23 protein-coding genes and 1 tRNA gene are annotated in these 21,931 nt (G+C 40.7%); 2 read left to right on the top strand and 22 right to left on the bottom strand.

Annotated elements, in window-relative coordinates:
• Window positions 1–90: 90 nt before the first annotated feature.
• The 6 genes from K6V43_RS04305 to rsgA are packed head-to-tail and all read right to left on the bottom strand — an operon-like array spanning window position 91 to window position 5,301.
• On the bottom strand, window positions 91–957 hold the full coding sequence (locus tag K6V43_RS04305) for a phosphotransferase (RefSeq protein WP_222381874.1): 867 nt from the start codon (window positions 955–957) through the stop codon (window positions 91–93).
• The gene (locus K6V43_RS04300; protein WP_222381871.1) at window positions 957–1,898 is read right to left on the bottom strand and encodes a 3'-5' exoribonuclease YhaM family protein; all 942 of its coding nucleotides are present in this window, start codon (window positions 1,896–1,898) and stop codon (window positions 957–959) included. The genes K6V43_RS04305 and K6V43_RS04300 overlap by 1 nt, the downstream gene beginning before the upstream one ends.
• Window positions 1,888–3,126: a DNA recombination protein RmuC gene (locus K6V43_RS04295; protein ID WP_222381869.1), complete on the bottom strand. Its 1,239-nt coding sequence runs from the start codon at window positions 3,124–3,126 to the stop codon at window positions 1,888–1,890. Before K6V43_RS04295 ends, K6V43_RS04300 begins: the two co-directional genes overlap by 11 nt.
• Entirely contained in the window at window positions 3,127–3,759 is a 633-nt protein-coding gene (locus tag K6V43_RS04290) for a thiamine diphosphokinase (protein ID WP_222381865.1), read from the bottom strand.
• Window positions 3,752–4,411, bottom strand: a complete 660-nt coding sequence (gene rpe / locus K6V43_RS04285) for a ribulose-phosphate 3-epimerase (protein ID WP_222381862.1) — start codon at window positions 4,409–4,411, stop codon at window positions 3,752–3,754. Before rpe ends, K6V43_RS04290 begins: the two co-directional genes overlap by 8 nt.
• A gap of 14 nt (window positions 4,412–4,425) precedes the next feature.
• Window positions 4,426–5,301: a ribosome small subunit-dependent GTPase A gene (gene rsgA / locus K6V43_RS04280; RefSeq protein ID WP_222381859.1), complete on the bottom strand. Its 876-nt coding sequence runs from the start codon at window positions 5,299–5,301 to the stop codon at window positions 4,426–4,428.
• Between the two features lie 124 nt (window positions 5,302–5,425).
• Between rsgA and K6V43_RS04275 the strand changes: the two genes are divergently transcribed.
• Window positions 5,426–5,507 (top strand) — tRNA-Leu (locus K6V43_RS04275).
• Between the two features lie 51 nt (window positions 5,508–5,558).
• Here K6V43_RS04275 and K6V43_RS04270 read toward each other — a convergent pair.
• From K6V43_RS04270 to K6V43_RS04235, 8 genes are all read right to left on the bottom strand, one after another.
• Window positions 5,559–7,151, bottom strand: coding sequence for an ABC transporter ATP-binding protein (locus K6V43_RS04270; RefSeq protein WP_222381856.1), 1,593 nt, complete (start codon window positions 7,149–7,151; stop codon window positions 5,559–5,561).
• Between the two features lie 78 nt (window positions 7,152–7,229).
• On the bottom strand, window positions 7,230–7,397 hold the full coding sequence (locus K6V43_RS04265; protein ID WP_153309272.1) for a KIS family RaS-RiPP peptide: 168 nt from the start codon (window positions 7,395–7,397) through the stop codon (window positions 7,230–7,232).
• Window positions 7,387–8,424, bottom strand: a complete 1,038-nt coding sequence (locus tag K6V43_RS04260; RefSeq protein ID WP_222381854.1) for a radical SAM/SPASM domain-containing protein — start codon at window positions 8,422–8,424, stop codon at window positions 7,387–7,389. The genes K6V43_RS04265 and K6V43_RS04260 overlap by 11 nt, the downstream gene beginning before the upstream one ends.
• On the bottom strand, window positions 8,421–8,672 hold the full coding sequence (locus K6V43_RS04255) for a PqqD family protein (protein ID WP_024403801.1): 252 nt from the start codon (window positions 8,670–8,672) through the stop codon (window positions 8,421–8,423). The genes K6V43_RS04260 and K6V43_RS04255 overlap by 4 nt, the downstream gene beginning before the upstream one ends.
• A gap of 75 nt (window positions 8,673–8,747) precedes the next feature.
• Window positions 8,748–9,614 carry an Rgg/GadR/MutR family transcriptional regulator gene (locus K6V43_RS04250; protein ID WP_024403802.1) on the bottom strand — a complete coding sequence of 289 codons (867 nt, stop codon included), beginning with the start codon at window positions 9,612–9,614 and terminating at the stop codon, window positions 8,748–8,750.
• Window positions 9,615–9,938: 324 nt separating this feature from the next.
• Complete coding sequence (locus K6V43_RS04245; RefSeq protein ID WP_222381852.1) at window positions 9,939–11,516, bottom strand: ABC transporter ATP-binding protein; 1,578 nt, start codon at window positions 11,514–11,516, stop codon at window positions 9,939–9,941.
• Window positions 11,517–11,655: 139 nt separating this feature from the next.
• Entirely contained in the window at window positions 11,656–14,100 is a 2,445-nt protein-coding gene (locus tag K6V43_RS04240; protein WP_222381850.1) for a sulfatase-like hydrolase/transferase, read from the bottom strand.
• Complete coding sequence (locus K6V43_RS04235) at window positions 14,081–15,844, bottom strand: glycosyltransferase family protein (RefSeq protein ID WP_024403805.1); 1,764 nt, start codon at window positions 15,842–15,844, stop codon at window positions 14,081–14,083. The genes K6V43_RS04240 and K6V43_RS04235 overlap by 20 nt, the downstream gene beginning before the upstream one ends.
• Window positions 15,845–16,232: 388 nt before the next feature.
• Here K6V43_RS04235 and K6V43_RS04230 point away from each other — a divergent pair, with 388 nt between their 5' ends.
• Window positions 16,233–16,778 carry a cysteine hydrolase family protein gene (locus K6V43_RS04230; protein WP_222381849.1) on the top strand — a complete coding sequence of 182 codons (546 nt, stop codon included), beginning with the start codon at window positions 16,233–16,235 and terminating at the stop codon, window positions 16,776–16,778.
• A 119-nt stretch (window positions 16,779–16,897) separates the two neighbouring features.
• Here K6V43_RS04230 and K6V43_RS04225 read toward each other — a convergent pair whose 3' ends face one another.
• The 8 genes from K6V43_RS04225 to rpmH form a co-directional block, all read right to left on the bottom strand.
• Window positions 16,898–17,071, bottom strand: coding sequence for a hypothetical protein (locus K6V43_RS04225; protein WP_222381847.1), 174 nt, complete (start codon window positions 17,069–17,071; stop codon window positions 16,898–16,900).
• A gap of 63 nt (window positions 17,072–17,134) precedes the next feature.
• Window positions 17,135–18,010 carry a 16S rRNA (adenine(1518)-N(6)/adenine(1519)-N(6))-dimethyltransferase RsmA gene (gene rsmA, locus K6V43_RS04220; protein ID WP_222381845.1) on the bottom strand — a complete coding sequence of 292 codons (876 nt, stop codon included), beginning with the start codon at window positions 18,008–18,010 and terminating at the stop codon, window positions 17,135–17,137.
• Between the two features lie 8 nt (window positions 18,011–18,018).
• Window positions 18,019–18,627, bottom strand: coding sequence for a hypothetical protein (locus tag K6V43_RS04215; protein ID WP_222381843.1), 609 nt, complete (start codon window positions 18,625–18,627; stop codon window positions 18,019–18,021).
• A gap of 2 nt (window positions 18,628–18,629) precedes the next feature.
• Window positions 18,630–19,412 carry a hypothetical protein gene (locus K6V43_RS04210; RefSeq protein WP_222381840.1) on the bottom strand — a complete coding sequence of 261 codons (783 nt, stop codon included), beginning with the start codon at window positions 19,410–19,412 and terminating at the stop codon, window positions 18,630–18,632.
• Between the two features lie 337 nt (window positions 19,413–19,749).
• Window positions 19,750–20,118, bottom strand: coding sequence for a hypothetical protein (locus K6V43_RS04205; RefSeq protein WP_222381837.1), 369 nt, complete (start codon window positions 20,116–20,118; stop codon window positions 19,750–19,752).
• Window positions 20,111–20,680, bottom strand: a complete 570-nt coding sequence (rnmV, locus tag K6V43_RS04200) for a ribonuclease M5 (RefSeq protein WP_222381925.1) — start codon at window positions 20,678–20,680, stop codon at window positions 20,111–20,113. Before rnmV ends, K6V43_RS04205 begins: the two co-directional genes overlap by 8 nt.
• The gene (locus K6V43_RS04195; RefSeq protein ID WP_222381835.1) at window positions 20,664–21,446 is read right to left on the bottom strand and encodes a TatD family hydrolase; all 783 of its coding nucleotides are present in this window, start codon (window positions 21,444–21,446) and stop codon (window positions 20,664–20,666) included. Before K6V43_RS04195 ends, rnmV begins: the two co-directional genes overlap by 17 nt.
• Window positions 21,447–21,550: 104 nt before the next feature.
• The gene (rpmH, locus tag K6V43_RS04190; protein WP_222381833.1) at window positions 21,551–21,688 is read right to left on the bottom strand and encodes a 50S ribosomal protein L34; all 138 of its coding nucleotides are present in this window, start codon (window positions 21,686–21,688) and stop codon (window positions 21,551–21,553) included.
• Window positions 21,689–21,931 lie beyond the last annotated feature (243 nt).

Here is a 21,931-nt window from a genome sequence, read left to right as displayed (position 1 = left end):
TAAATTTATTTTTTCTATTATATCACAAAAACAACAAAAAGCGAACTTTTTATATAAAAAGTCCGTCTTTTTTCGCATTTTATAGAAATACTACCGATACCATGTAGGGAAAAAATGCCTATAGTGTTCATACCACTCAACTATTCTCTCAGCTTGTGACTGCATCAAGGGAATTTGTTCGGGATCTACTTGTTCTGCCCAAGAAAGAGCTCCTAGACTATTTACTGTGACATAAAGTGCAGTGAGTCTCCAAAATTCCTCTGGAATAGCGCCATCAAAATAGGCATCCACCTGACCACGTGCAAAGGCTGGAGACAAATCTACCGTGAAAATCAATCGATTAAATTCTTCCCAGGGGTCTCCTATATCGTAGCGATCAAAGTCTAAGATTTTTAGTTTTCCATCTCTTCCCAGTAGAAAATTCCCTGTATGAAAATCTCCATGATGGTAGGCAATCGGCCTCCCTTCAAGCAAGTGGCGATTGGCCTGGACAAAGTTTATCATAGCTTGACCATTTGGATAGGAATGACTAGCTGCTTGGTAGGCAGCTAATTTACAGTCAATCTTTGCCTGATAAAAACTGTTCCAGTCGCGCAGACTTTGATCAATAGGCAGACCATGCAGGGCTCGTAAAAACTTTCCAGCCTGACAGCCCAATTCATACAAGACAGAATCAGGCAAATCGGAAGCCACTTCATTCATATCCTGTCCTTCCACCCATTCATAAAGGGTGTAGACTGACAAATCATCCGCCCCAAATCTTAGTGGCTCTGCCACAGGCAAACTTAAACCAAACAGGTTTTCAACTAACTGAAACTCTAATCGCTTAGCCTCATAGGCTGGCCGCTCTGCTATTCTCAACAGACCAAAGCGACCATCTTCTAGCTGGACCTTGTACTTTTGGTCCGTGGACCAGCCTTTGGTGAGGGGCTGTCGAGATAAAATCTTAACTACCATTAGTCGATATTGGGCTTATAGAAGGCGCGGTTGTCCATGGCAAAGATACGGTTGGTCATCTCGCCTGGACCGACCTTGTCCAAGGCCGATAGCATCATCATCATTTCCGCATCGATGTTGTCAATCATGTGGAGGATTTCCGCCTCCATAATCTGCGGACGGACTGGGCTACCATACTCCAAGAGCCCGTGGTGGCTGAGGATAACGTGGCGCAGAACAGTCACTTCCTCCAGACTGTCATCAATGCCCAATTCCACCAAAACCTTGGTAATCTCTTCATCAATCAAGGAAATGTGCCCAATCAAATTTCCACGGACAGTGTAGCCTGTGTTATCAGGACCTGTCAGTTCAATCACCTTGGCTAGGTCATGCAGCATGATTCCTGCAAAGAGTAGGCTCTTATTGAGCTGAGGATAGATGTCACCAATTTTATCAGCCAAGCGGACCATGGTCGCTGTATGGAAGGACAAACCTGAATAGAAGGCATGGTGATTGGTCTTGGCCGCTGGATAGGAATAAAATTCCTTTTCATATTTACTGTAAAGAGCACGGACAATCCGCTGCCAAGTGGCATTTTCGATGCGGAAAATCATCTGATTTAGGTAGTCCTTGGTGTCCTTGACATCCACAGGTGGCTTTTCCTTGAACTCAGCAGGGTCGTTTGGTTCGCCAGCTTTTGGTAAACGGAGAACCAACTGATTGACTTGGGGTGAATTATTGTAGACTTCACGGCGTCCCTGCATATGAACTACAGTTCCAGCAGTAAAATCCTTGATTTTCCCTGGTTGGGCGTCCCAGACCTTGCCCTCAATCTCACCTGTCTCATCTTGGAAGGTCAGAGCCAGGTAGTCTTTACCAGCCCGTGTTTGACGGACTTCTGCTGTTTTAATCAAATAGAATCCTTCGAAGAATTCATCTTTTTTCATTTGGTTAATTTTCATTATCTTCCTCATCTAATGGGGATAAGCCAAGCAGTCCCTTAGTTTGGTCATCTTCGTATAGGTCGATGGCTCGAAGACTACGCTCGATGGCGTTGGTGCGAGTGGTTAGGAGTTTGTCAATATTGCTGCTGGCCTGATTGAGTTGTTTCTGAGCCTTAAGCAAGAGGTCAGAAAACTTGCCAAATTCCAGCTTGACATTGCCCAAGACCTTGGAAATATCATCGGCCGACCGTTGAATATTGAGGGTTTTAAAGCCGACAGAGAGCGAATTAAGCAGGGCAGAAAGGGTGGTCGGTCCTGCTACCACAATATTTTCCTGACGGCGAAGGTCGTCAAAGAAAATCGGATTGCGGACCACCTCTGAATAAAGCCCTTCGGTTGGCAAGAACAACACACCAAAATTAGTCGTTTCAGGCGGATTGAGGTACTTGCTCTGAATGTCCTTTGCAAAACGTTTAATAGCAGCCAAGAGATTTTTCCGATGGAAGTCAATCTGGTCCTTGTCCCCACTTTCGTAGGCATCTTCCAAGCGATAGTAATCCGCCAGCGGAAACTTGGAGTCAATCGGCAGATAGATATAGTCGCCTTCAGTCCGTCCTGGTAGCTTGACCGCATACTCCACGCGCTCACTAGAGCCTGAAACCGTGGCAAACTCTCGCTCATATTGGCTAGGTGTCAAAATATCTTCGATAATCTGTCCCAGCTGCAATTCACCCATGATGCCACGGGTTTTGGTGCCAGACAGAACCTTGTTAAGACTACCAACATCACGCGCCACCGTCTGCATTTCGCCCAGACCACGATTGACCGATTCCAACTGCTTGGACACTGTTTCAAAGGAAGCTTGTAGGCGGGTTTGCAGGGTTTTCTCTAGTTTTTCCTCAACCGTCTGCCGCATTTCTTCCAGGCGTTTTTCATTGGACTCCTGAATGGCCTGCAAACGGCGGTCGGTAGCATCTCGCGTTTCCAAGTGGCTCTTATTTAGCTCTTGACGGATGTCTGTTAGCTGTTGGTAAAGCTCCGTGCGGAGTCTTTCCACTTCCTGATGAATGGCTTGCTGCTGTTTGAGGGTTGCATTTTCTAGTTGATAGCTGAGCTGATCAGACAAGTTGTCTGCAGTGTCTTCTGCCTGATCTTGCAAAAGCAGGGCCAAGCTCTGCCATTTTCCATAAAGAAAAACCAAGGCGAGCAAGACCAGTATCAGCAAAATAAGTAAAACAATATCCATCTAATTCTTGTCCTTACTGTAGATCAGGACCACGTAGCCCTTATCCAGTTGAATGACTATGTCTCTATCTATAAATTCGTTAGAGGAATAGCATTTTTTGAAAAAATAATTGCTGGCATCCAGCGGGTACTTGGCATGACGAATGGTCAGGCAACTCTGGTCCGACGGCATAAAGGAAATATAGGTCATTCCTTGAATAGGTTGAATGACATGACGTCCTGCTGGTCGAAAACGAACGATATTCTGACTGTCCACCAATTCAATTTGCTCCATGTAGGGTGCCAAGTCAGGCTCTGCAGCTAGAAAGAGATTGGCCATCATATGATCCATGCGTCCACCTAAAGCACCGTATATGTGAACCTGGGCCTGCGGATAAACTTTGAACACTTCCTTTAACGCTAATTCTAAGTCTGTGTCATCTTTTTCAGCAGGTGCTTGTAGGAACCGCTCTGCTAGATCCTTTATCCGCCCTAATTCTTCAGATGTCACCGAGTCAAAATCACCGATAGCCCAGTCAAGAGGTAGGGAATGTTCCAGTAGACGAAGTGAGCCTGCATCTACCCCTACATAGAGGTCTACAGGCTCAGGAAGACAGTCAAATGAACCACCTGCTATTAGGGCAATCTTAATCATGGAGGGCTGTTTTCAATTTGGCAACGTTGGCATCCAAATCGCCTTTGAAGAGGTAGGAACCTGCCACAAAGACATTGGCACCCGCATTTTTGGCTGAATGAATGGTCTTATCGTCAATCCCGCCGTCCACTTCGATGTCAAAGGTCAAGCCTTTAGCTTCACGAAGTTTGACCAAGGCCTCAATCTTCTCAGCCACTTCTGGAATGTAGGCCTGACCACCAAAACCTGGGTTGACCGTCATGAGAAGCACCTGATCCACCAAGTTAAGCACAGGCTCAATGGTCACAAGAGGTGTACCTGGATTGATGACCACGCCCACCTTCATACCAGCAGCACGGATTTTCTGCAAGGTTCCATGCAGGTGAACCGTTGCTTCTGCATGAATGGTTAAAATATCTGCACCCGCACGTGCAAAGGACTCAATATGATTTTCAGGATTGGACACCATGAGATGACAATCAAAAACCAGCTTGCTATGAGGACGCATAGCCGCAACCACATCCGCCCCAAAGCTAATATTTGGCACAAAATGACCGTCCATGACATCAATGTGCACATACTCCACACCTGTCTTTTCTAGACGCTTGAGCTCTTTTTCAAAATTTGCATAATCTGCCGCCAAAATAGACGGTGCGATCTTATAATGTGACATACAGAACCAACTTTCTATTTGAATTTCTTACTTACCTTGGCATAGGTTTCACGCTGATTTTGGATTTCGCTGAGGAATTGGAGATAATTGTCAAAGCGACTTTGGGAAATGGCAGAGCTGGCAACAGCTTCTTTGACTGCACAATCCGGCTCATGAGTGTGGGTACAGGTCCTAAATTTGCAGTTCTGGCTGGCTTCCGCAATCTCTGGGAAACAATCTGTCAGTGCCTCAGCCTCCTTGACTTCATAGTCTAGGGATGAGAAACCTGGCGTATCCGCAATTTTCCCACCGAAGACATTGTAGAAACTGACCGCACGAGTGGTATGGCGACCACGCCCCAGACTATCTGAAATCGCCCCTGTTTCCAAGGCTAATTCTGGTGCAATGCGATTGAGAAGAGTCGATTTGCCAACCCCTGTCTGCCCCATAAAGACCGTCACCTTATCCTGCAATAATCGCGTCAATTCCTCCAAACTATAGACAAAAGGATAGCCAATTTTCTCATAGATAGCCTTGAAGGCATCCATCTCCGCCCGATCTTCTACCAAGTCCATCTTAGAGATATAAATAATGGGATCCATATCCTTCTGTTCCAAAAGCACTAGGAAACGGTCTAGTAGATTGGCATTAAAATCAGGCTCCTTGGTCGACATGATAACTACCGCCTGATCGATATTGACGATAGGAGGTCGAACCAGACTATTTTTCCTCTCATGGATTTTTAAAATATAGCCTTCTGAGTTTTCCTCCGCAGAAAAATCCACAAAATCACCCACATAGGGCGTTTGGCCTTTCTTACGAAAATTTCCTCTGGCTCTGGTTTGATAAATCTGTCCATCTGCCTCGACATAGTAAAAACCAGCCAAGGCCTTGATAATTCTTCCTTGCAATGAAGACTCCTTTGTATGTACTTGTTCCTATTATACCAAATTTCCTAAGAAAAAACCGCAAGCGGTTTCGATTTTACATTTTACTCTAGTTATTTCAATTGAAAAATAGTATAATAAAAAGCAAGCGGAGGTGGTGGAACGGCAGACACGCATGCTTCAGGCGCATGTGCCCATTGGGTGTGAGGGTTCAAATCCCTTCCTCCGCATTATTTATAAAGGACAACCCCAAGTCAAAGTTTATGACTTGGGGTTATCCTTTATATCTTCTCACTCAATTTCCCATCACGCATTTCCAAAACCACATCAAACATGTCTAGGATGGCAGGGTCTGATTGGTGCAAGATGGTGATGATAAGTTTGTCCTCCAGCTGCAAGAGGTTGGTCAAGACCTGCTTGGTCAGGGCAGGATCTAAATGGGCGGTCGGTTCATCCAAGAGCAAGACATCCTTACCACTCATCAGGGCACGGAGCAGACACAGGATATTTTTTTCGCCACCACTCAAGAGACTGGGGTCTGTTGTTGTACGCAAGGTGTCCTGTAAACTCTTTGGCAAGCTCTTCAACAAGCCAAGCATGACATCTCTTCCCTTCTCATAGGTCCCAAAAACAGACACATTGTTTTCAAAATCGGTATGGTAAAGATGCTCAAACTGGCTGAGATAGAAGGCGGTAGCTGCTTCCATTTCATGTGAAACATCATGTTCCAGATAGGAAATACTTCCCTTGTCCAGAGCTAGTTCTCCTGCCAACACTCGTAGAAAAGTGGATTTCCCGCTGGCTGACTGACCAATGATGGCATACTTTTTCCCCTTGTCAAACCGATAGGAAAAATCGGTGACTGCTAATTCTCCCACATGATAAGCTACATCTTTCACTTCCAAGGCTGTCACATTGGGATAGCTTGGCACTTGCTCAGACAAGACCTGACCAACAAGATAGTCTTCTAGGTTGGCTACCGTTTCCTTGGTCGAATGGATATAATTGACATCCAAGAGGATGTATTTCATAGGATAGATGAAATTTTCAACATAGCTAAAAGTCGCAATGGCAGCTCCAATGGTCAACTCTTTTTGCAACAAGAGGTAGCCGACCAAGCCAAAAGCTGTTAATTGCACCAAAAACATGGAAAATCCATTGACAACATTGGCCAAGGTTTTGAATTGCCCAAAGCGAAAACGGGCTTGCTCACTTTCTTCTACTGACTGATGATGGACACGGCTGATGGAGCCGAAAGTTTCGGTATTAACGCGGTTCTTAGCAGAAAAGAGGTCTGTCACCACCTGAAAATAACTTTCCAAACTCTGTAAAAATGCCCGCTGACGCTGAGAAAGAGGACCAGAAATCCACTTGGGAATGAAAACCGCCAAGGCAGACGACAGAATAATCCCAACCGCAACCAGGGGATGAACAAAGAGAAAGAGGGAAACCGCATAGATGAACATGCTCAAACTAGAGCGGATAATGTCCATGAGGGGGCTCAGGTAACTCTCCTCAATGGTTTCCAAATCGTTGTCAAAAATGGATAGATAGGCAGAGACATTCTTCTCTAAAAATTTGGCTAAAGGCTGTGATAACAAGCTGTTTGCCAGACCTTTTTTAGCCGTGACATAGAATCCCTGAGACACCTTCCACTCATAAACCTGGGAAATGTACTGAAAGACTGAATTGGCAATGATGGTCAAAGCGTAGGCCAATAAGAGCCAGACAAGTCCTATCCAGCCCATCTGAAAAATATGATCAAAAAGATACTTATTTAACTCCGGCAAAGCGACATTTGTTAAACTATATAAGATATGGAAAATCAACTGAATGGCAATAACAGACCTCAATTGATAGATGATTTTTTTCATTTCTTTTTCCTAACATTTTTTATAAATAAAAGGGAGCGAAGGCTACTCCCTACCCTAAGCCACATCATTTACAAACTATCAACTAATTTTTCTAATCATAATAAGTTCCGATGGTTCATCTACCTCTGTAGAACATTTATTATGCGATTTTCCATTACAAGTTCCTTGCCTGCATGCATATATTGGTTCTGTTAACCCTTTATTCAATAGAGGCACCGCATAAGTAACATTATTTTCAATTAACATCTGTTTTCTCCTTTTTAAAATTATTATATCTTGCTCTAGCAATATTTTTAGCTATACTAGAGCAACCATAAAAACTATTTCCTTCTGAATAAGATGTAGCTGGGCATCTATCACAAATTGAAACAAGCTCACATTCTAAACAATCAGTCAAGTCTCTATTTTTCAGATTTCTAACATTCAGATATTTTGGCTTGTTCCATATATCTACAATGGATTCTTCCAAAATATTACCCATTTTTACAAAAAATGAGTTACACGGAAAAACATCCCCTGTAGCCGAGATAGCAAAACTAGTTTTTAGAATAGTACACATATTTTCTGTTAAATAATCTTGGACTTCATAATTCATTATCGTATCAGAAATTTTAATCGCGTCTTCTAACTCGTTATTATTTAGTGAGTAGCTTAATGGAGCATAATTACCATCGGTTCGAGGAAAGATACAAGTAGAAGATAAATAAGAGAATCCGTTCTCTAGACAATAGGAATAAACACTATCAAATGAATCCTTGTTCTGCTTTAAAATTGGAGATTTGAGTTCAATCTTTATTCCATTCTCTTTTAATCTTCTAATTCCCCTCATAGCTGCTCGATGCGAACCTCTTATGCCTGTTATCGAATCATGCACTTCAGGCACCATTGAAAAGATTGTAGATGAAAAGTCTGTAATATATAATTCCTTGAGTTTTTTTGCAATACTATCAGTTATTAAGGAAGCATTACTCAAAATACTTACCCGAAAATATTTTTTTCTTGCATATTCGATAATATCCAACGCATCGTTCCTCATGAATAACTCACCACCTGTAAACGCAACATGGTGAACCCCAAACTTCCGTAAATCATTCAGTATTTCTTTCAAGTCCTCAGTAGACAACCCATTTTTTGCATGTTCAGGAAGATAACAGTGTTTACAACGCCAATTACATCTTGTTGTCAATTCAATTATTACAAAAACCGGACTATCATTTTTAAATGCATCATCCATGACAGTCGAAAGCGAAAAAAACGATGCATTATCTTTCATAAAAGTAACCCCTCTTTTTGTAACTCTATTAAAAATGAAAATACATCTTTGTTGAGTTGAGCATTATTCAAATTGTAAGTGTCACTTAACTCTTGTATTACACTACTAATTTCAATTGAATTGTCAATTGCTTCCCATATATATTTACTTATATGATCAAGATAATAAATTTGTCCTGTGCTCTCATTCACAATATAAATATAATCATTTATTTTCTGCCAAGAAATATTATTTGAAAATGTGTACATATTACTTCTCCCTTCAAAGTGACTTTATTATAAACAAAAAAATGGGATAAATAAAATCGTATCCCATTTATGCAATCAATCATTCACAATTACATTTTCTAAACACTTTTCATACCAGTCTGCTATATTCTGACTATCTACTGCTCTCAGCAAACCGATACACTTTCTCATCTCTAATATACCATTTTGATCTTTATTCTTTTTATAGTCATAGAAACCCTTTCCATATCGAAAAAGAATACGATCAAACACAGCCGTTTCCTCAAAAAAATTATTTTTTATGATTTTTTCAAGATAAACTGCATCCGACAATTTATTTCGGTCAATGCAAACCAAATATGCATTTAGTAAAATTTGTGATAAAGCATTTCGATTTTGTCGTATTTCAGAAAAATACTGTGTTCGTTTTATCAATTCTCTACAGAATAGCATAGTACAGCTATGATTCAATTCATCCATTGTGTTAGCAAATAACGTCAATTCATAGTAGCCCCAATTCTCTACTCGGAAGAGATAGTCTGTTAAATACGTTAACTCATCCAAAGAAACTTTTGTCACCTGATCTAGATCACTTAATTTAATTTTGATTAAAACAGCATTTAATCGATAAAATTCTCTACGATAATCCCCCTGGGCTTTCACTAGTTGATCGGACAGCATTTTTCTTATTTTCATTATATCTCTACCATATATTGATTGTCTCAGTTGTTCTAAAATTATAGTCAACTCATCTCTCTGGAAATCCTGACTTGCATAACAATACTCATCAAAGTCTACATTCAACTCTGCTAATACACCAAAAAGTTTGCTAATTGTTATGTCAGATTCCCCGTTTTCAAACCGTGAGAGTTGCGAAGTCGAGAGATGCCCTCTGGCAACCTCCACCAAGCTCTTTCCCTTACCTTCCCTAATAAATTTAAATGTTTGGCCAAAACTATTCATTTCACAATTCCTCTTTTGCATATACGGGATTTTTTTTACAACTTATAAAGTATGTGTTACATTAGTTACAAAGTTTAGAAAACAATATCATAAACAGGAGCTTTCATATGAAAAAAAGTACTCGAACTCTGCTAATAGTTGTCTCACTCTTTTCTGCCATTACGGTATTAGAAAAAATTATACAAATTTTTATTTTGAAATAATCAAAACAGAACCTCATCTATCTATATTATCTATCTTATTAGAATATATTTTAGTTTTAGAGTCTATTCTTTTTTAGTTAATAAACCCGAGTAAGATAAACTTACTTGGGTTGTTTTAATTTTACTCACCTGCCCCAATCCGTACTACCCCATCATAACGGCTAAGAACCTCATCGGACACGCGGTGGGAAATATGAATGAGCGTCTTATCAGCTAGTGAAGTAAGGTAGGTTTCAATTACTGTATAGGTTTCCTGATCCAAGGCAGATAGACTTTCATCCAGCAACAAGATATCCTTATCTTGCAGCAAGGCACGGATCAAGAGCAGGCGTTGCTTTTGTCCACCAGACAGTCCACTATCATCACTAATTTCCTCGCTCAAAGAAGTATAACTTGGGAAACGACTGTCAAGGTTCATGGTCTTAATGAGGGACATCAGCCTATCTTCTGAAACATCCTGTCCCATGGTCAAGTTGTATAGAACCGTATCATGGAAAAGGGCTCCCTCTTGTGGCAGATAGGAAATCTTGTCTTGAATGGCTTTGTAGGATAAGTCTGAAAGAGAGATTTGATCAAAGTAAATATCCCCTGCTTGCAGTTGGCTATTCTTGGTCAAAATAAGAGCCAAGGAAGATTTGCCAGAACCACTTTCCCCAAGAATTAAATACTTCTTGCCACGTTCAAACGCTACGGTCAGGTCTTCAAAGACCTGTTTCTCACCCATGGCATAACTAGCCTTGACCAGTTGAATACTCTGGAAAGCTGAAGCTAGTTCCTGTCCCTTCGTTTCTTGACCCAAAGTAGATAGCTCAAACTCTTTCTTCAATTCCTTAACAGCATGCCTATCCAAAAAGGCTGCCGCAATGCTATTAATGGGATCCACCAACTGCTCTGAAATGGTCAAAATAGCTGTCAAGCCACCGATGGTCAAGGCCCCAGATAAAACCTGAAAACCACCGATAAAGATAATCGAAAGCGTGGTCAGATAAAAGACGAAACCGACTAAGAGCCGCATGGTTACTGTCGTTCGATTGGCCTGATCGACCTTGTCATTGACTGCTTGATAGCGATCACTCAGCCCATCTAAAATTTGCTGTCTTTTGTGGCTATTTTTCACTTGCAAATAACTCAGAAAGACATCTGAAACCCTTGTATTATAGACCTGCTGACGGTCTGAAACCGCTTCCTGATTGAGCCTTCTCCGCTTTTTAAACAAATAGGGAATCACAACTGGTAAGAATGAGATCAGAATCAAGAAAATAGCGGTCAGACCATCCAGGCTAAGCAAGGCTAGACTGGCAATGCCAAAGGTACAAACACCTTGAAAAATCGTAAAGAAAGCGTCGTAATAATCTTCTTTCACCGTCTCCAAATCATTATTGAGCTGAGAAATATAAGCACCTGCCCCTTGCTCAACAAACTGCCTAAAAGGTAAATCAAACATTTTCCCAATAAAGGTCGCCTGCAAATGGAAACCCACTTGATTGAGATAGCTGACATTGGCAATTTGACGAATGTATTCAAAGACCAGCATGACAAGGACAGTTAGCCCCATCAGCACAAAATAGGACTCAAAGGCCTGTCTATCTCCAGCTGCAATAGCATCAATAATATAGCGATATTGGTACAGAAAGCCAACATTGAGCAGGGCTACTGCAAAAATACAAGTTAAGGTTAGCCAAAAATCCCTCTTTTTCATTTCTTCTCCACCATTTTATAGATTTCTAAGCAAAGCAATAAAAAATCTGTATTAAACACCGTTATTATACCACAACTTTCCAAGTTTGTGTGATTTTTCACATAACAAAACCAAGCCAGCTATCTGACTTGGTCTATTTTTATTCTGTCGTTTCAGTCGCCACATTGAAAAAGTCTTTGTATTTCAAAAGGTAGCCTTTTCCCGTGGATAGGTCATATTGGACCAGTTTGAGCTCTTCTGCAACTGTTGCGTCGCGTTCCGCCTGACCCACTCGATCCTTGTGGAGCACTTCCGTCAAGAGAGCATAGTAAGGACTGACCTTGTTATTGGTCGTCTCCAGCATAAGTGCATTCATGTCGCTAGAATTGACCAAGTCGTAATGATAGTCTTCTGTTTCAAAATTACTCCACACGAAATAATCCGTCTTGTACTGCGCACTTGGGTCCGTCACGAAAGCAGACTCTGGATACAAACCTGGTAGGTGGTCACCGTAAAAAACAACTGTCACTTTCTTATCCAAGGTCTTAAGCTGGTCTAGAAAATCCCTTGTTTCCTGATCTGTAAAGGATAAGAGACGAACATAGCTATTTAGGTTTTCATTCTCCTCAGCAGTAAAACCTTGACCAGTTGCTGTAATTGTAGCAGGCTCTGAAGAATTCCACTGCACATGGTTCTGCATAGTAATGGCAGACACAAATTTATTGTCAGTAGAACGAACCTGATCCAATATCAAATCATAAGTCTTTCGATCACTAACAAAATTCCCTTGGTAATCTGTATCCGCTACAGTTATCGGATACTGTGAACTATTCAAGGTATAGAACCGATCAATCCCCAACTGTTTATAAATAGTATTACGGTTGTAACTGGTATCGTAGTATGGATGAATAGCGACCCGATTACTTTCATTATATAAGTCACTGATACTTGGGAATTTCTTCATATTCGGTGCAACATCTAAATAGACCGATGAAATAGAGGAGTTGTAATTGTAGAAAGGCAAGCCACTGTATACTTGGAATTCAATATTAGCCGTCCCACCACCATAATGATCGCTCTTCATCAAACCACTTGTTGTTTGACTCATAATGTATTCAATATTAGGTATTACATTTTGACTGATCGTCACCCCAGGAACACGACGAGGATCCGCAAAACTTTCGCTCAATACATAAATAACCGTTTGGTCAGTTAGCTGCCCACCCCGTTCTGCATTGATTTCCTCAGCTAACTCTGTATATTTTTTAACAATGGCCTTCATTGTTTTCTCGGAGTAATCTTGAGGTTCCTCCATACTTGTCTTGCTAAGCTGTTGCAACCAGAGAAAGGATAATGTACGGTAACGTGCCACAAAAGCATAGCCTTTCCAGTCAACATTCCGCCAATTGTTAACCGGAGAAAGAATTGGAACCCAACCAACAATCTTGTGATCTTTCTCATTACGAATCGCCCATCCCATTCCAACGATCAACGATACGATGACGGAAATTCCGGCGAGTCGTTTCCAAAAAGATTGAACAATTACCCCTAAAAAAAAGCGAGTACGAAGATGGCGATAAATAAAAAGCAGAATAACCAAGAATAGAAGCGTAACAAGTACCACTCTCACGCTAATAAAACTAAAAATCATCCCAATGTTCCCAATCCACTTGAAATCATTTGGAGTTAACGGCTCTGAACGATAACGGAACTTAAGAAAATTAGCTGTTATCAAAGTTACGTTCAAACAGGCGATTAACGCAACTGATAAAATTTGTCGATTAAGGACCAAACTGATTATCACATTTAAGAAAAAGAGACACGCAATTTGAAAAACAATCGCCCCTGGGAAAAGGTGCCTAGTAAAATAAGAACCTGTGCCTCCTGCCATAGATGCTTGATAACCAATATGTGAAATGGTTGCCAAGGCTAAACTAATGAAAAGCATACTATGCACATTGGTCCGATTTGATTTAAACTCATTAAAACATTTGTAAAGATAGCGTAGAAAACAATACATTGCCACAAAATGTATGGCCGCAAAAATGGGAGTCTGGCTGAAAAATTCCGTATAAGAACCATTTTCGATTAAACTCTCATAATGGCTATCTTTCCAATATGAAATTGCTAATGGACTAAGTGAGAACAAAGTCGTTAATAATAAATAAACATCGGGTACCAAATGCTTTGTCGACCAAGAACGAAGCCTTTCACGAACCACTCTATTCTTATGTAAGAAAAGAGCCAAAATAATTGGTAATGCCAGCATCAAAAGCAGCTCAATTTGAAAAAGATTGTTCCGAAAAATATTCCAGGGTTGAAACTTCTTAGCATTGAGCCGATAGACTAACATAACAAGGTAAAGAAAACCCAGAAAATAACCAACATATTTTGCAAACGTTTTAGTTCTGATAAACTCTTCATATTTTTCTAATAAGACTAAAATATAAAAAGTAAAGATAAGATAGGCTATTATCGATAAAGGAATAAACCATATTGGATAAGCCATACCACTCAGTAGTAGAGCACGTCCCATTGCTAGAATCACGGTCATCACTATGACAAGGACAAATTGCTTACTTACTTTAGGATTGATTTGTTTCATTGTATATTCTCAATTTTAAAAGTTTTGATTTGCGATAGAAAGCCATATAATAACAAAGCCATAATCCCCACCCCATCAAGCTAATCGCAATCACCGGTAACAACCACCACTGTTGCTTATAGGATAAGACAAGGCTGTTCTGCCCTTTTTGGCTTTTGACTGTTGGGACTCCGATAGTGGAAAGTTTTATATCTTCCCTGTTTAACACCTGATGATTTAGGACCAACTGGCTATCTTGGTAAACAATAATCGGAATCGCTGTATCTTCTGCTTCATTTGCTGTCCATGTAATCACTAGCCGATTCCCATCAACTTGCTTATCAAAAGATTGGTTTGGTAGGATAACCTGATCACGATAAACATAATAGGTATCATCTGATTCTTCATTCGTTAATGGTCCAGATTTTACTGTTAAATCCGGGACATAATCTGGAGTAGACTTCTGAGCTAGATGAATGAATTCACCTAAATCTGTCGAATGAAATGAATCGCGTAATTCTTCAGTCGTACCATATAGAGTTGTATAAATTCGTTTCTGCAAGAAGGTATCACTATAATAGTGCCCTTCTATTTCCTTGTAGCTTTCCCGCCAAAGAAAACCAACGCCAATAAGAAGAGAAACAACGATTATACCTGAAAAGTTTTTCTGCAATTTTTCTGATAATCCCGAAACTTGCACTCCTACCACCGCTAGTAACAAGGCATTGGCATAAAGGAAAAATCGGAAAGGGAATTGAATCAATTCTACTATAGTAATACCTTTCCCTGCTATCAACTGCCATGGAAATAGGTTAGTCGACAGAATGAGAAATACCACATAGGTCAATGCTAGACCCGCTAGAACCACTGATTGTTTCTTCCAATTTTTCACTAAGAAATAGAGATAGATTCCAAAGAAAAGAGGTAGAGGATAGGGATAATATAGAAAAGCAGTTTTGAGCCATGTGACAGTATTCAAGACAAATTTCTTATTCACAAATGGCGGTACTAATGTATTTGTTCCATTTATGTAAATAAGTGGTAACCAAATATTGATGGTTAAAAGGAGAAAAATACCTACCGAAAAGACAACATCTCTGATAATCTTCAATTTTTGATGTGATTTCATCCAGCCAATTAAGAAAATAATCCCGTAGGCAATGACTAAAAATAAGGTCGAAAGCATATGAACCTGCAACATGAGCCCTACCGCTCCTGCCATGAGGAATATCGGCACTTTTTTAGTCTGTAGGAAACGAACTGCAGGAATCAAACAAAGTGGAAATAACGCCACACCCCAACTAGTAAATCCTTGTGTCGCCCACCAATACTGGATGGAATACGTAGTCACAAAGAACATGGATAAGGAAATCGCATGCCAATAGTTAACTTTAAGCTCGCGCATGAGAAGATACAAAGAGGTCGCACTTAAAGTACCTAAAAGTAAATTGGATAGAATTTGATAACGAAACCATGTCCCACTCAACAGAACCAAAGCACCCTGCAAGTATGCAAAGTATGGACCATAAAGCGCATTGACAATCCGTCCTGACTGTTGGTAACCATACAAGCTGATAATATAGGAAAAATTGCCTTCCTTCATTTGCATGGCCGCATCATAAAACCGATTGTAGTGGAAAATCAAGTCTGCTCCTGTTACCATCCCTCGGGTCACAATATGAGGGACGAGCAACAATACAGAAAAGCCCACAAATAGGCTAATAGCCACAAGGTGGGGATGTTTTTTTAATGTATTCTTAAACATATGCATACCTTTTTAGGAAGAAAAAACTACTTCAATTTTATTATTTGTTCTCAAGTATATTTATTTAACCAGCACAATTAGGTGAGGCACCTCTACACACTAATCTTAAAATTCGACCGTAATTTATTGAAAAACAAGCATCGAATTGCCTCCCACAAAGGATAAGGCTGGAACAATATTGCCCAGCCTCAGTTCTCCCTAGTATAGCAAGCTTTCATGTACCTGTCAATGAATAACACCCCTGTTTACACCCAGATAAATAAGAAAACGAATTCACTTTCAATATGTAATCGCGGAGTATAATAATCGAGCCAGCACAACCATATTACTTTACTACAACTTTTATCTGTGTTAAAATACCATAAATTTATTTTTTTTAGGAGTTAAAATGAAAACGGCATTAGTACTAATTGACTTTCAACAAACATTTCGAGATGGGTCTTGGGGCTCTTCTAGTAATGATCAGGCCGAAGTCCAGGCAGCTAAGTTACTAAAACATTTTAGACAAAACCAACTACCTATTTTTCATATCCATCATTGGAGCCAGCATCCAGATTCTCGTTTCTATTTTAAATCAAACGGGTTCTCTGCTATTGATATAGTGAAACCTTTGGAAGATGAATTAGTCATCACCAAGACTGTTAACAGTGCTTTTATCGGAACAAGTTTAGAAGCAATTCTCAAAGAACAAAGTGTCAGTCGTTTAATTATTGCCGGTTTGACAACCCCTCATTGTGTATCCACCACCACCCGTATGGCTACAAATTTAGGTTTTTCAGTCACATTAGCGGAAGACGCTACTGCATCATTCCCACTACATGACCATAAAGGTAGAATATTTAGTGCCCAAGAAATTCAAGACTCGACTTTGGCTAGTCTGAACGAAGAATTTGCCACTATTTTATCTACCCAACAAATTTTAGATAGTCTATAATCATTATTTTAAAAGCTCAATCAAAGCACATTTCGTATATCTTTTCCTTGAAACTTTACATCTCAAAGGATACCAACGGATATTTGCTATTGACGAGCTTTTTGTTTTTGCTCTATTATTCAATGAATATCAAAAACATGACCTGCTCCACCTACGATGATGTAGGTCTTAGCGAGCGTGTTTCGAATAGCTTCTGCCAGTTGTTCACCACCAGCTAGAATGGAACCACCAAAAAAGGCTAGAACATTTACTTGTTCTAGTCCTTGCTCGGCTTGGAGAGCTTTCATTGTCAAGGAGGACAGTTCTCTCAATCCACAAAACTGAGCTAATTGATTAACTAACTGCCTGCGCTAGTATCATGATAAGCCAACTTCCTGGAGGCTGTCAGACAAACGCGCGAAGTCAGCCATAGAAAGTGCTTCTCCACGTACACTGGCTTCCAGCTCTGCCATGCCAAGTGCCTGCGTCAGCTTGTCCTTGACCTCTTCGGACTTACCGAAATAGTTGGTCAGGTTGTTCCACAGGGTCTTGCGGCGGTGCACAAAGCTGGCCTTGGACACCCGGAAGAAGAAATCTTCGTCTTTGACGCTGACCATGGGTTGCTCGCGGCGGACCATTTTGAGAATGGCGGAATCCACATTTGGTGCGGGCACAAAGACGGTGCGAGGCACGATGAAGGCCACCTTGGCAGTCATGTAGTACTGGACCGCAATGGACAGGCTACCGTAAGCCTTGGTGTTTGGCTCGGCAGAAATGCGGTCGGCCACCTCCCGCTGCATCATGACCACGAACTCGCTGAAGGGAATCTTGCTCTCAATCAGGTGCATGAGGATGGGTGTGGTGATGTAGTAAGGCAGGTTGGCCACGACCTTGATAGGTAGGTCAGGATTTTTGAAATTCTGAATCTGGGTCTGTAGGTCGCTCTTCAAGATGTCTTGGTTGACCACAGTCACATTGTCAAAGCGACCCAAGGTGTCCGCCAAAATTGGAATCAGGCGGTCATCAATCTCAAAGGCCATGACCTCGGCGGCATTTTCCGCCAAAAACTCGGTCAAGGCCCCGATTCCAGGACCAATCTCGATGACATTGACATTTCGGTCAATCTCTGCCGTGTCCACAATCTTCTGTAAAATATTGGTATCGGTCAAAAAGTTCTGACCGAAAGATTTCTTAAAGGTAAACCCGTGGCGTTCAAGGACGGCACGAGTAACGTTTTTGTCTGCGATTCTCATACTATAACTCATTTATTTCTATTATCATATCCAGTAAAATAAAAATTGTATTTTCCAGATTTGTCAACATTTTTCCTACGTAGAACCTCTTTTAATTCATTTTCGTGAAAAACAATCGTAAAATACTTGCTGGATTCTCTATTATCGCGAACACAGAATATATAGTATTTAAAATTCATTGAACTAGTCATTTTTTCATCATACAGACTGTGCCAACCTGCCCAAACTACATTTGAAGGATACTGATCTTTATTTTCTTCGTTCAGATAATTCTTACTAATACTAATTTTCTTATCATTAACTTCAAGCCCAAAGTCCTCAACTCCTTGTTCGGACAACAATCTGACGATCTCTTTATAAATTTCCTTCCTCGAACTAATATTCGTATCTACTGCCAAATCATAATACTGATTGCCAGTAACAAATGGTGTCACATCAATATTTTCTCTTTTATCTAATATTACATTCTCAGTTTCCACAACAGTCTCTTCGACTGCTACGTCATATTGATCTTCCAATATATCCTTAAGATCATCCTCAGAGAATTCCTCATTACCTAGTGTAATTTTCCCTTTTATGCTGTTATTCTTTAAAAAATCTTTTAAAAACTCTATCATTTTTAATCCTCTATGTAACAATCAATGAACTCACAATTTTCAAATTTATTTGTTTCAATAAATTTTTTCGTAAATCTACATTCCACAAATGATTTATCTTTAAATTCAATACAGCCTATATTCGAATAATCGAAAACAACCAAACAAAAATACTTCACTGATGGAGATTCCAACATCTTCATTCCGGCTTCGTCATGTTTTTCTAAAATAGCTTTAAGCAACGGTTGCAGTACACTTCCTAAAGATTCTTTCCAAAGAGTAACATCCTTATCACGGGGCTCATTGAGTAAATTTTCAGGATAACGAATCGTACAGACAGTTGCTAAAACCTGAGTCAAGTCGAGATATATTCCCGTTTCTTCCTCAGCATTCAATTCCTGAAATAGTTTTTCGAATGTTCTTATAATGTACACAATTTTGGAAGACTTTTGTAAACTTAGACTCCCATCTTTGGCAATCTCATTGGTAATATCATATAGCTGCTCGTCATAATGTTTAACAATCTCTAAAGCTTGTTGAGCTATCTGTCTTTTTTCATTTTTTATCCGACTTTTATCATTTTCTATTTTTTCTTTCTCGCTATTATTCCTATCAATAATCGAATAGTTCCAAAGCATCAGAGTCGGAAAGGCTACCATCAAGCCTGTCAATACTTCTCCTTGAACCAATTTTTCAAAGATTAAATGACTTCCATGTGTAAAATAGTTCACCAGTAGAAACAAGGACACTATCACAATACCAAACAATACCGATACCATCAATTTAAGTCTATCATTGTTTTTCATATAGTTCTCTCCAACAAATTAATATGATACCAACTAATTGTATTCATCAATAAACATTAGAAACTCTTTCCCAACCTCTTTTAAAAAATATAGGAAAGTAGTATATATTTTTTATCCAATAAAATACGAAATTCATTTTTTCAGCAACGTTCCGAAAAATACAGTAATACCAGAAATAAAAGCAGTTGATTAAAAGCAATCTGCCCTTAGTTTTTTTCAAATTAACTTTGAACACATTTTGGCCATCCCAATCTCCTAGTTTTCTATATTGTAACACGAATAGATGTCAGTAGCAATCTTCAAAAAAGCAGAAATAGTCATTTCCGCTCTAGATTGTTTATCTCCCCAAATCATCAAAATAATAGAGATTCAAAAATTCTTCCTCAGTAACTAGACGTTCAAAATTGTAAAACCAGCGATAGACTTCCACGGCTGGGCCATCAAACTCTACCATGTCGTCCATTTCTTGCACACCGGCAATATGAAACAAACAGCTCTGCTTCCATATACCATCCGCATTGACATAGCCATCTTCAACTAGACCACGCAAATAGTCTGCTAGTTTGTTCTTATCAACCTGCTCATCCTCCCAAACAAGGACATTAGCCGGCAGCAAGTAGGTCACTTCTTCATAAGATGAATAATTTTCATAAGAAGGTTCAAACTCGTTTTTAACCAAGCACTTAACAGCGTAGACCCTATCCATGATAGCTCTCCATCGCCTCCTCGACTTCCGCCAAACTTATCCCAAATAGCTCCAAGCGTTTGATCAGTTGCTTGCCGTTGCAATAGCCGATGCGGAGCTTCTCTCCCAGATATTCCCTCCGCTTGCGACTGTCGCCGCCCATAAGGAGCCCTAGGCGCATCAGATCGGACTTGGTGATGTCAAAGTTATTTTCATCATCGTAATGACCACGCACGCCTGCGAGGGCTTTTTCCAAGTCCTCAAAGCTGGCGTGCTCAATGCCCAAGGACCGCCCTTTTGTTTTGGACTGGGGCCGAGCCTCGTCACGCTGTAAAAAGGCATGTTTGACCGTTGGAATGGCCTGCATAATCATCTTCCGAATCCGCTCTCCATTGTAGTCTGGGTCAGTAAAGACAATGACGCCCCGCAGGTCATGGAGTTTCTCGATGCGTTCCAAGTCATCGTCTGATATGGCAGAGCCTCTGGTTTCGTAGGTATCCACCTCGTAAAATCGTTTTAGGTTGGCTGTATCATCCTTGCCTTCAACAACGAGGACTTCCTGTATCTTAATTTTCTGAGTCAATTCTGAACAAGCTCCTTGCATTCTCGTAGGTCGCTTTCGCCACTTCTTCGACCGACTGGTTGCGAAGCTGGGCCAGCATTTCCACCACATATCTGGTGTAGCCGGTGCGATTTTCCCGACCACGCTTAGGAACTGGAGCCAGGTAAGGCGCATCCGTTTCGACCAGGATTTTTTCTAGGGGCAATGCTTGCGCCGCTTCCTGAAGTTCGACGGCTTTTTTAAAGGTTACCACCCCCGAGAAGGAGATGTGCATCCCCAAGTCCATGAAGGCCTGAGCCTCCTCCAGCGTTCCAGAGAAGGAGTGCATGATGCCTCCACGCGGACCGACGCCGACTTCCTTGATGATCTGGTAAGTATCTTCCAAGGCATCACGAGTATGAACCACGAAGGGCAGATCCAACTGCTTGGCCAACTCCATCTGTCGCTTGAAAACACGAGCCTGAGTATCCTTATCCGCCGTCATCCAGTAGTAGTCCAGCCCAATCTCCCCCAGGGCAATTACTTTAGGGTGTTGGAGAGCTTGGAGAAGAAATTTCTCCACTTCGTCATCATAAAAACCAGCTTCTGTCGGATGCCAGCCCAGTGTCAGATAAATTTCAGGATGCTGGTCAGCCAGTTCCATAGCCTTGTCAATGGTTGCTCGGTCAAAACCGACCACATTGTGGAGGGTGACCCCCATTTCCTTGGCAAAGTCTAATTCTTCTTGGACCCGACCGTCAAACTGCTCTACGTTGAGGTGGGTGTGGGTGTCAAATATTTGTATCATCGTTCCATCACTTTCTTTCCTACTATTGTAACATATTTCAGAAGATTCTTATGAGAAGAAAAAAACCAGCAGACTCGAGTTTCTGCTGGTTTCTTGTTCATCAATTACACTACAGTAAGCACTTTACGTCCCTTACGGCGACGAGCTGCTAACACACGACGGCCATTTTTTGTTGCCATACGGTTACGGAAACCGTGTTTACGTGCGCGACGGATTTTACTTGGTTGAAAAGTACGTTTCACGATGAATACCTCCTCTAGATTTTCGTATTCGTTTAGCCGGCTAGTTTTGATCAGTTACTAAACATACCAATCTATTTTATAAGAAATTAAACTATTTGTCAAGGTGTTCTGACTGACTTTTCACCAAGAATCCAAAAAGCTAACTTCTCAAAGTAAGTTCTAGTCTAACACAAAAGCTGGAAATTAGACTGAGACAAAAAAATAAGGTAGAACTTACTATGGGACAAGTTGGTAACTGACAAT

Origin of the sequence: Streptococcus suis (assembly GCF_019794615.1) — a bacterium.
Taxonomy (GTDB): Bacteria; Bacillota; Bacilli; order Lactobacillales; family Streptococcaceae; genus Streptococcus; species Streptococcus suis_AI.
This window is presented reverse-complemented; position numbering and strand designations above follow the sequence as displayed.

Excerpts from the sequence above, each read along its gene's own strand:
- K6V43_RS04305 (WP_222381874.1), bottom strand. The coding sequence starts at position 957 with ATGGTAGTTAAGATTTTATCTCGACAGCCCCTCACCAAAGGCTGGTCC.
- K6V43_RS04300 (WP_222381871.1), bottom strand. The coding sequence starts at position 1,898 with ATGAAAATTAACCAAATGAAAAAAGATGAATTCTTCGAAGGATTCTAT.
- K6V43_RS04295 (WP_222381869.1), bottom strand. The coding sequence starts at position 3,126 with ATGGATATTGTTTTACTTATTTTGCTGATACTGGTCTTGCTCGCCTTG.
- K6V43_RS04290 (WP_222381865.1), bottom strand. The coding sequence starts at position 3,759 with ATGATTAAGATTGCCCTAATAGCAGGTGGTTCATTTGACTGTCTTCCT.
- rpe (WP_222381862.1), bottom strand. The coding sequence starts at position 4,411 with ATGTCACATTATAAGATCGCACCGTCTATTTTGGCGGCAGATTATGCA.
- K6V43_RS04270 (WP_222381856.1), bottom strand. The coding sequence starts at position 7,151 with ATGAAAAAAATCATCTATCAATTGAGGTCTGTTATTGCCATTCAGTTG.
- K6V43_RS04265 (WP_153309272.1), bottom strand. The coding sequence starts at position 7,397 with ATGTTAATTGAAAATAATGTTACTTATGCGGTGCCTCTATTGAATAAA.
- K6V43_RS04260 (WP_222381854.1), bottom strand. The coding sequence starts at position 8,424 with ATGAAAGATAATGCATCGTTTTTTTCGCTTTCGACTGTCATGGATGAT.
- K6V43_RS04255 (WP_024403801.1), bottom strand. The coding sequence starts at position 8,672 with ATGTACACATTTTCAAATAATATTTCTTGGCAGAAAATAAATGATTAT.
- K6V43_RS04250 (WP_024403802.1), bottom strand. The coding sequence starts at position 9,614 with ATGAATAGTTTTGGCCAAACATTTAAATTTATTAGGGAAGGTAAGGGA.
- K6V43_RS04245 (WP_222381852.1), bottom strand. The coding sequence starts at position 11,516 with ATGAAAAAGAGGGATTTTTGGCTAACCTTAACTTGTATTTTTGCAGTA.
- K6V43_RS04240 (WP_222381850.1), bottom strand. The coding sequence starts at position 14,100 with ATGAAACAAATCAATCCTAAAGTAAGTAAGCAATTTGTCCTTGTCATA.
- K6V43_RS04235 (WP_024403805.1), bottom strand. The coding sequence starts at position 15,844 with ATGTTTAAGAATACATTAAAAAAACATCCCCACCTTGTGGCTATTAGC.
- K6V43_RS04230 (WP_222381849.1), top strand. The coding sequence starts at position 16,233 with ATGAAAACGGCATTAGTACTAATTGACTTTCAACAAACATTTCGAGAT.
- rsmA (WP_222381845.1), bottom strand. The coding sequence starts at position 18,010 with ATGAGAATCGCAGACAAAAACGTTACTCGTGCCGTCCTTGAACGCCAC.
- K6V43_RS04215 (WP_222381843.1), bottom strand. The coding sequence starts at position 18,627 with ATGATAGAGTTTTTAAAAGATTTTTTAAAGAATAACAGCATAAAAGGG.
- K6V43_RS04210 (WP_222381840.1), bottom strand. The coding sequence starts at position 19,412 with ATGAAAAACAATGATAGACTTAAATTGATGGTATCGGTATTGTTTGGT.
- K6V43_RS04205 (WP_222381837.1), bottom strand. The coding sequence starts at position 20,118 with ATGGATAGGGTCTACGCTGTTAAGTGCTTGGTTAAAAACGAGTTTGAA.
- K6V43_RS04195 (WP_222381835.1), bottom strand. The coding sequence starts at position 21,446 with ATGATACAAATATTTGACACCCACACCCACCTCAACGTAGAGCAGTTT.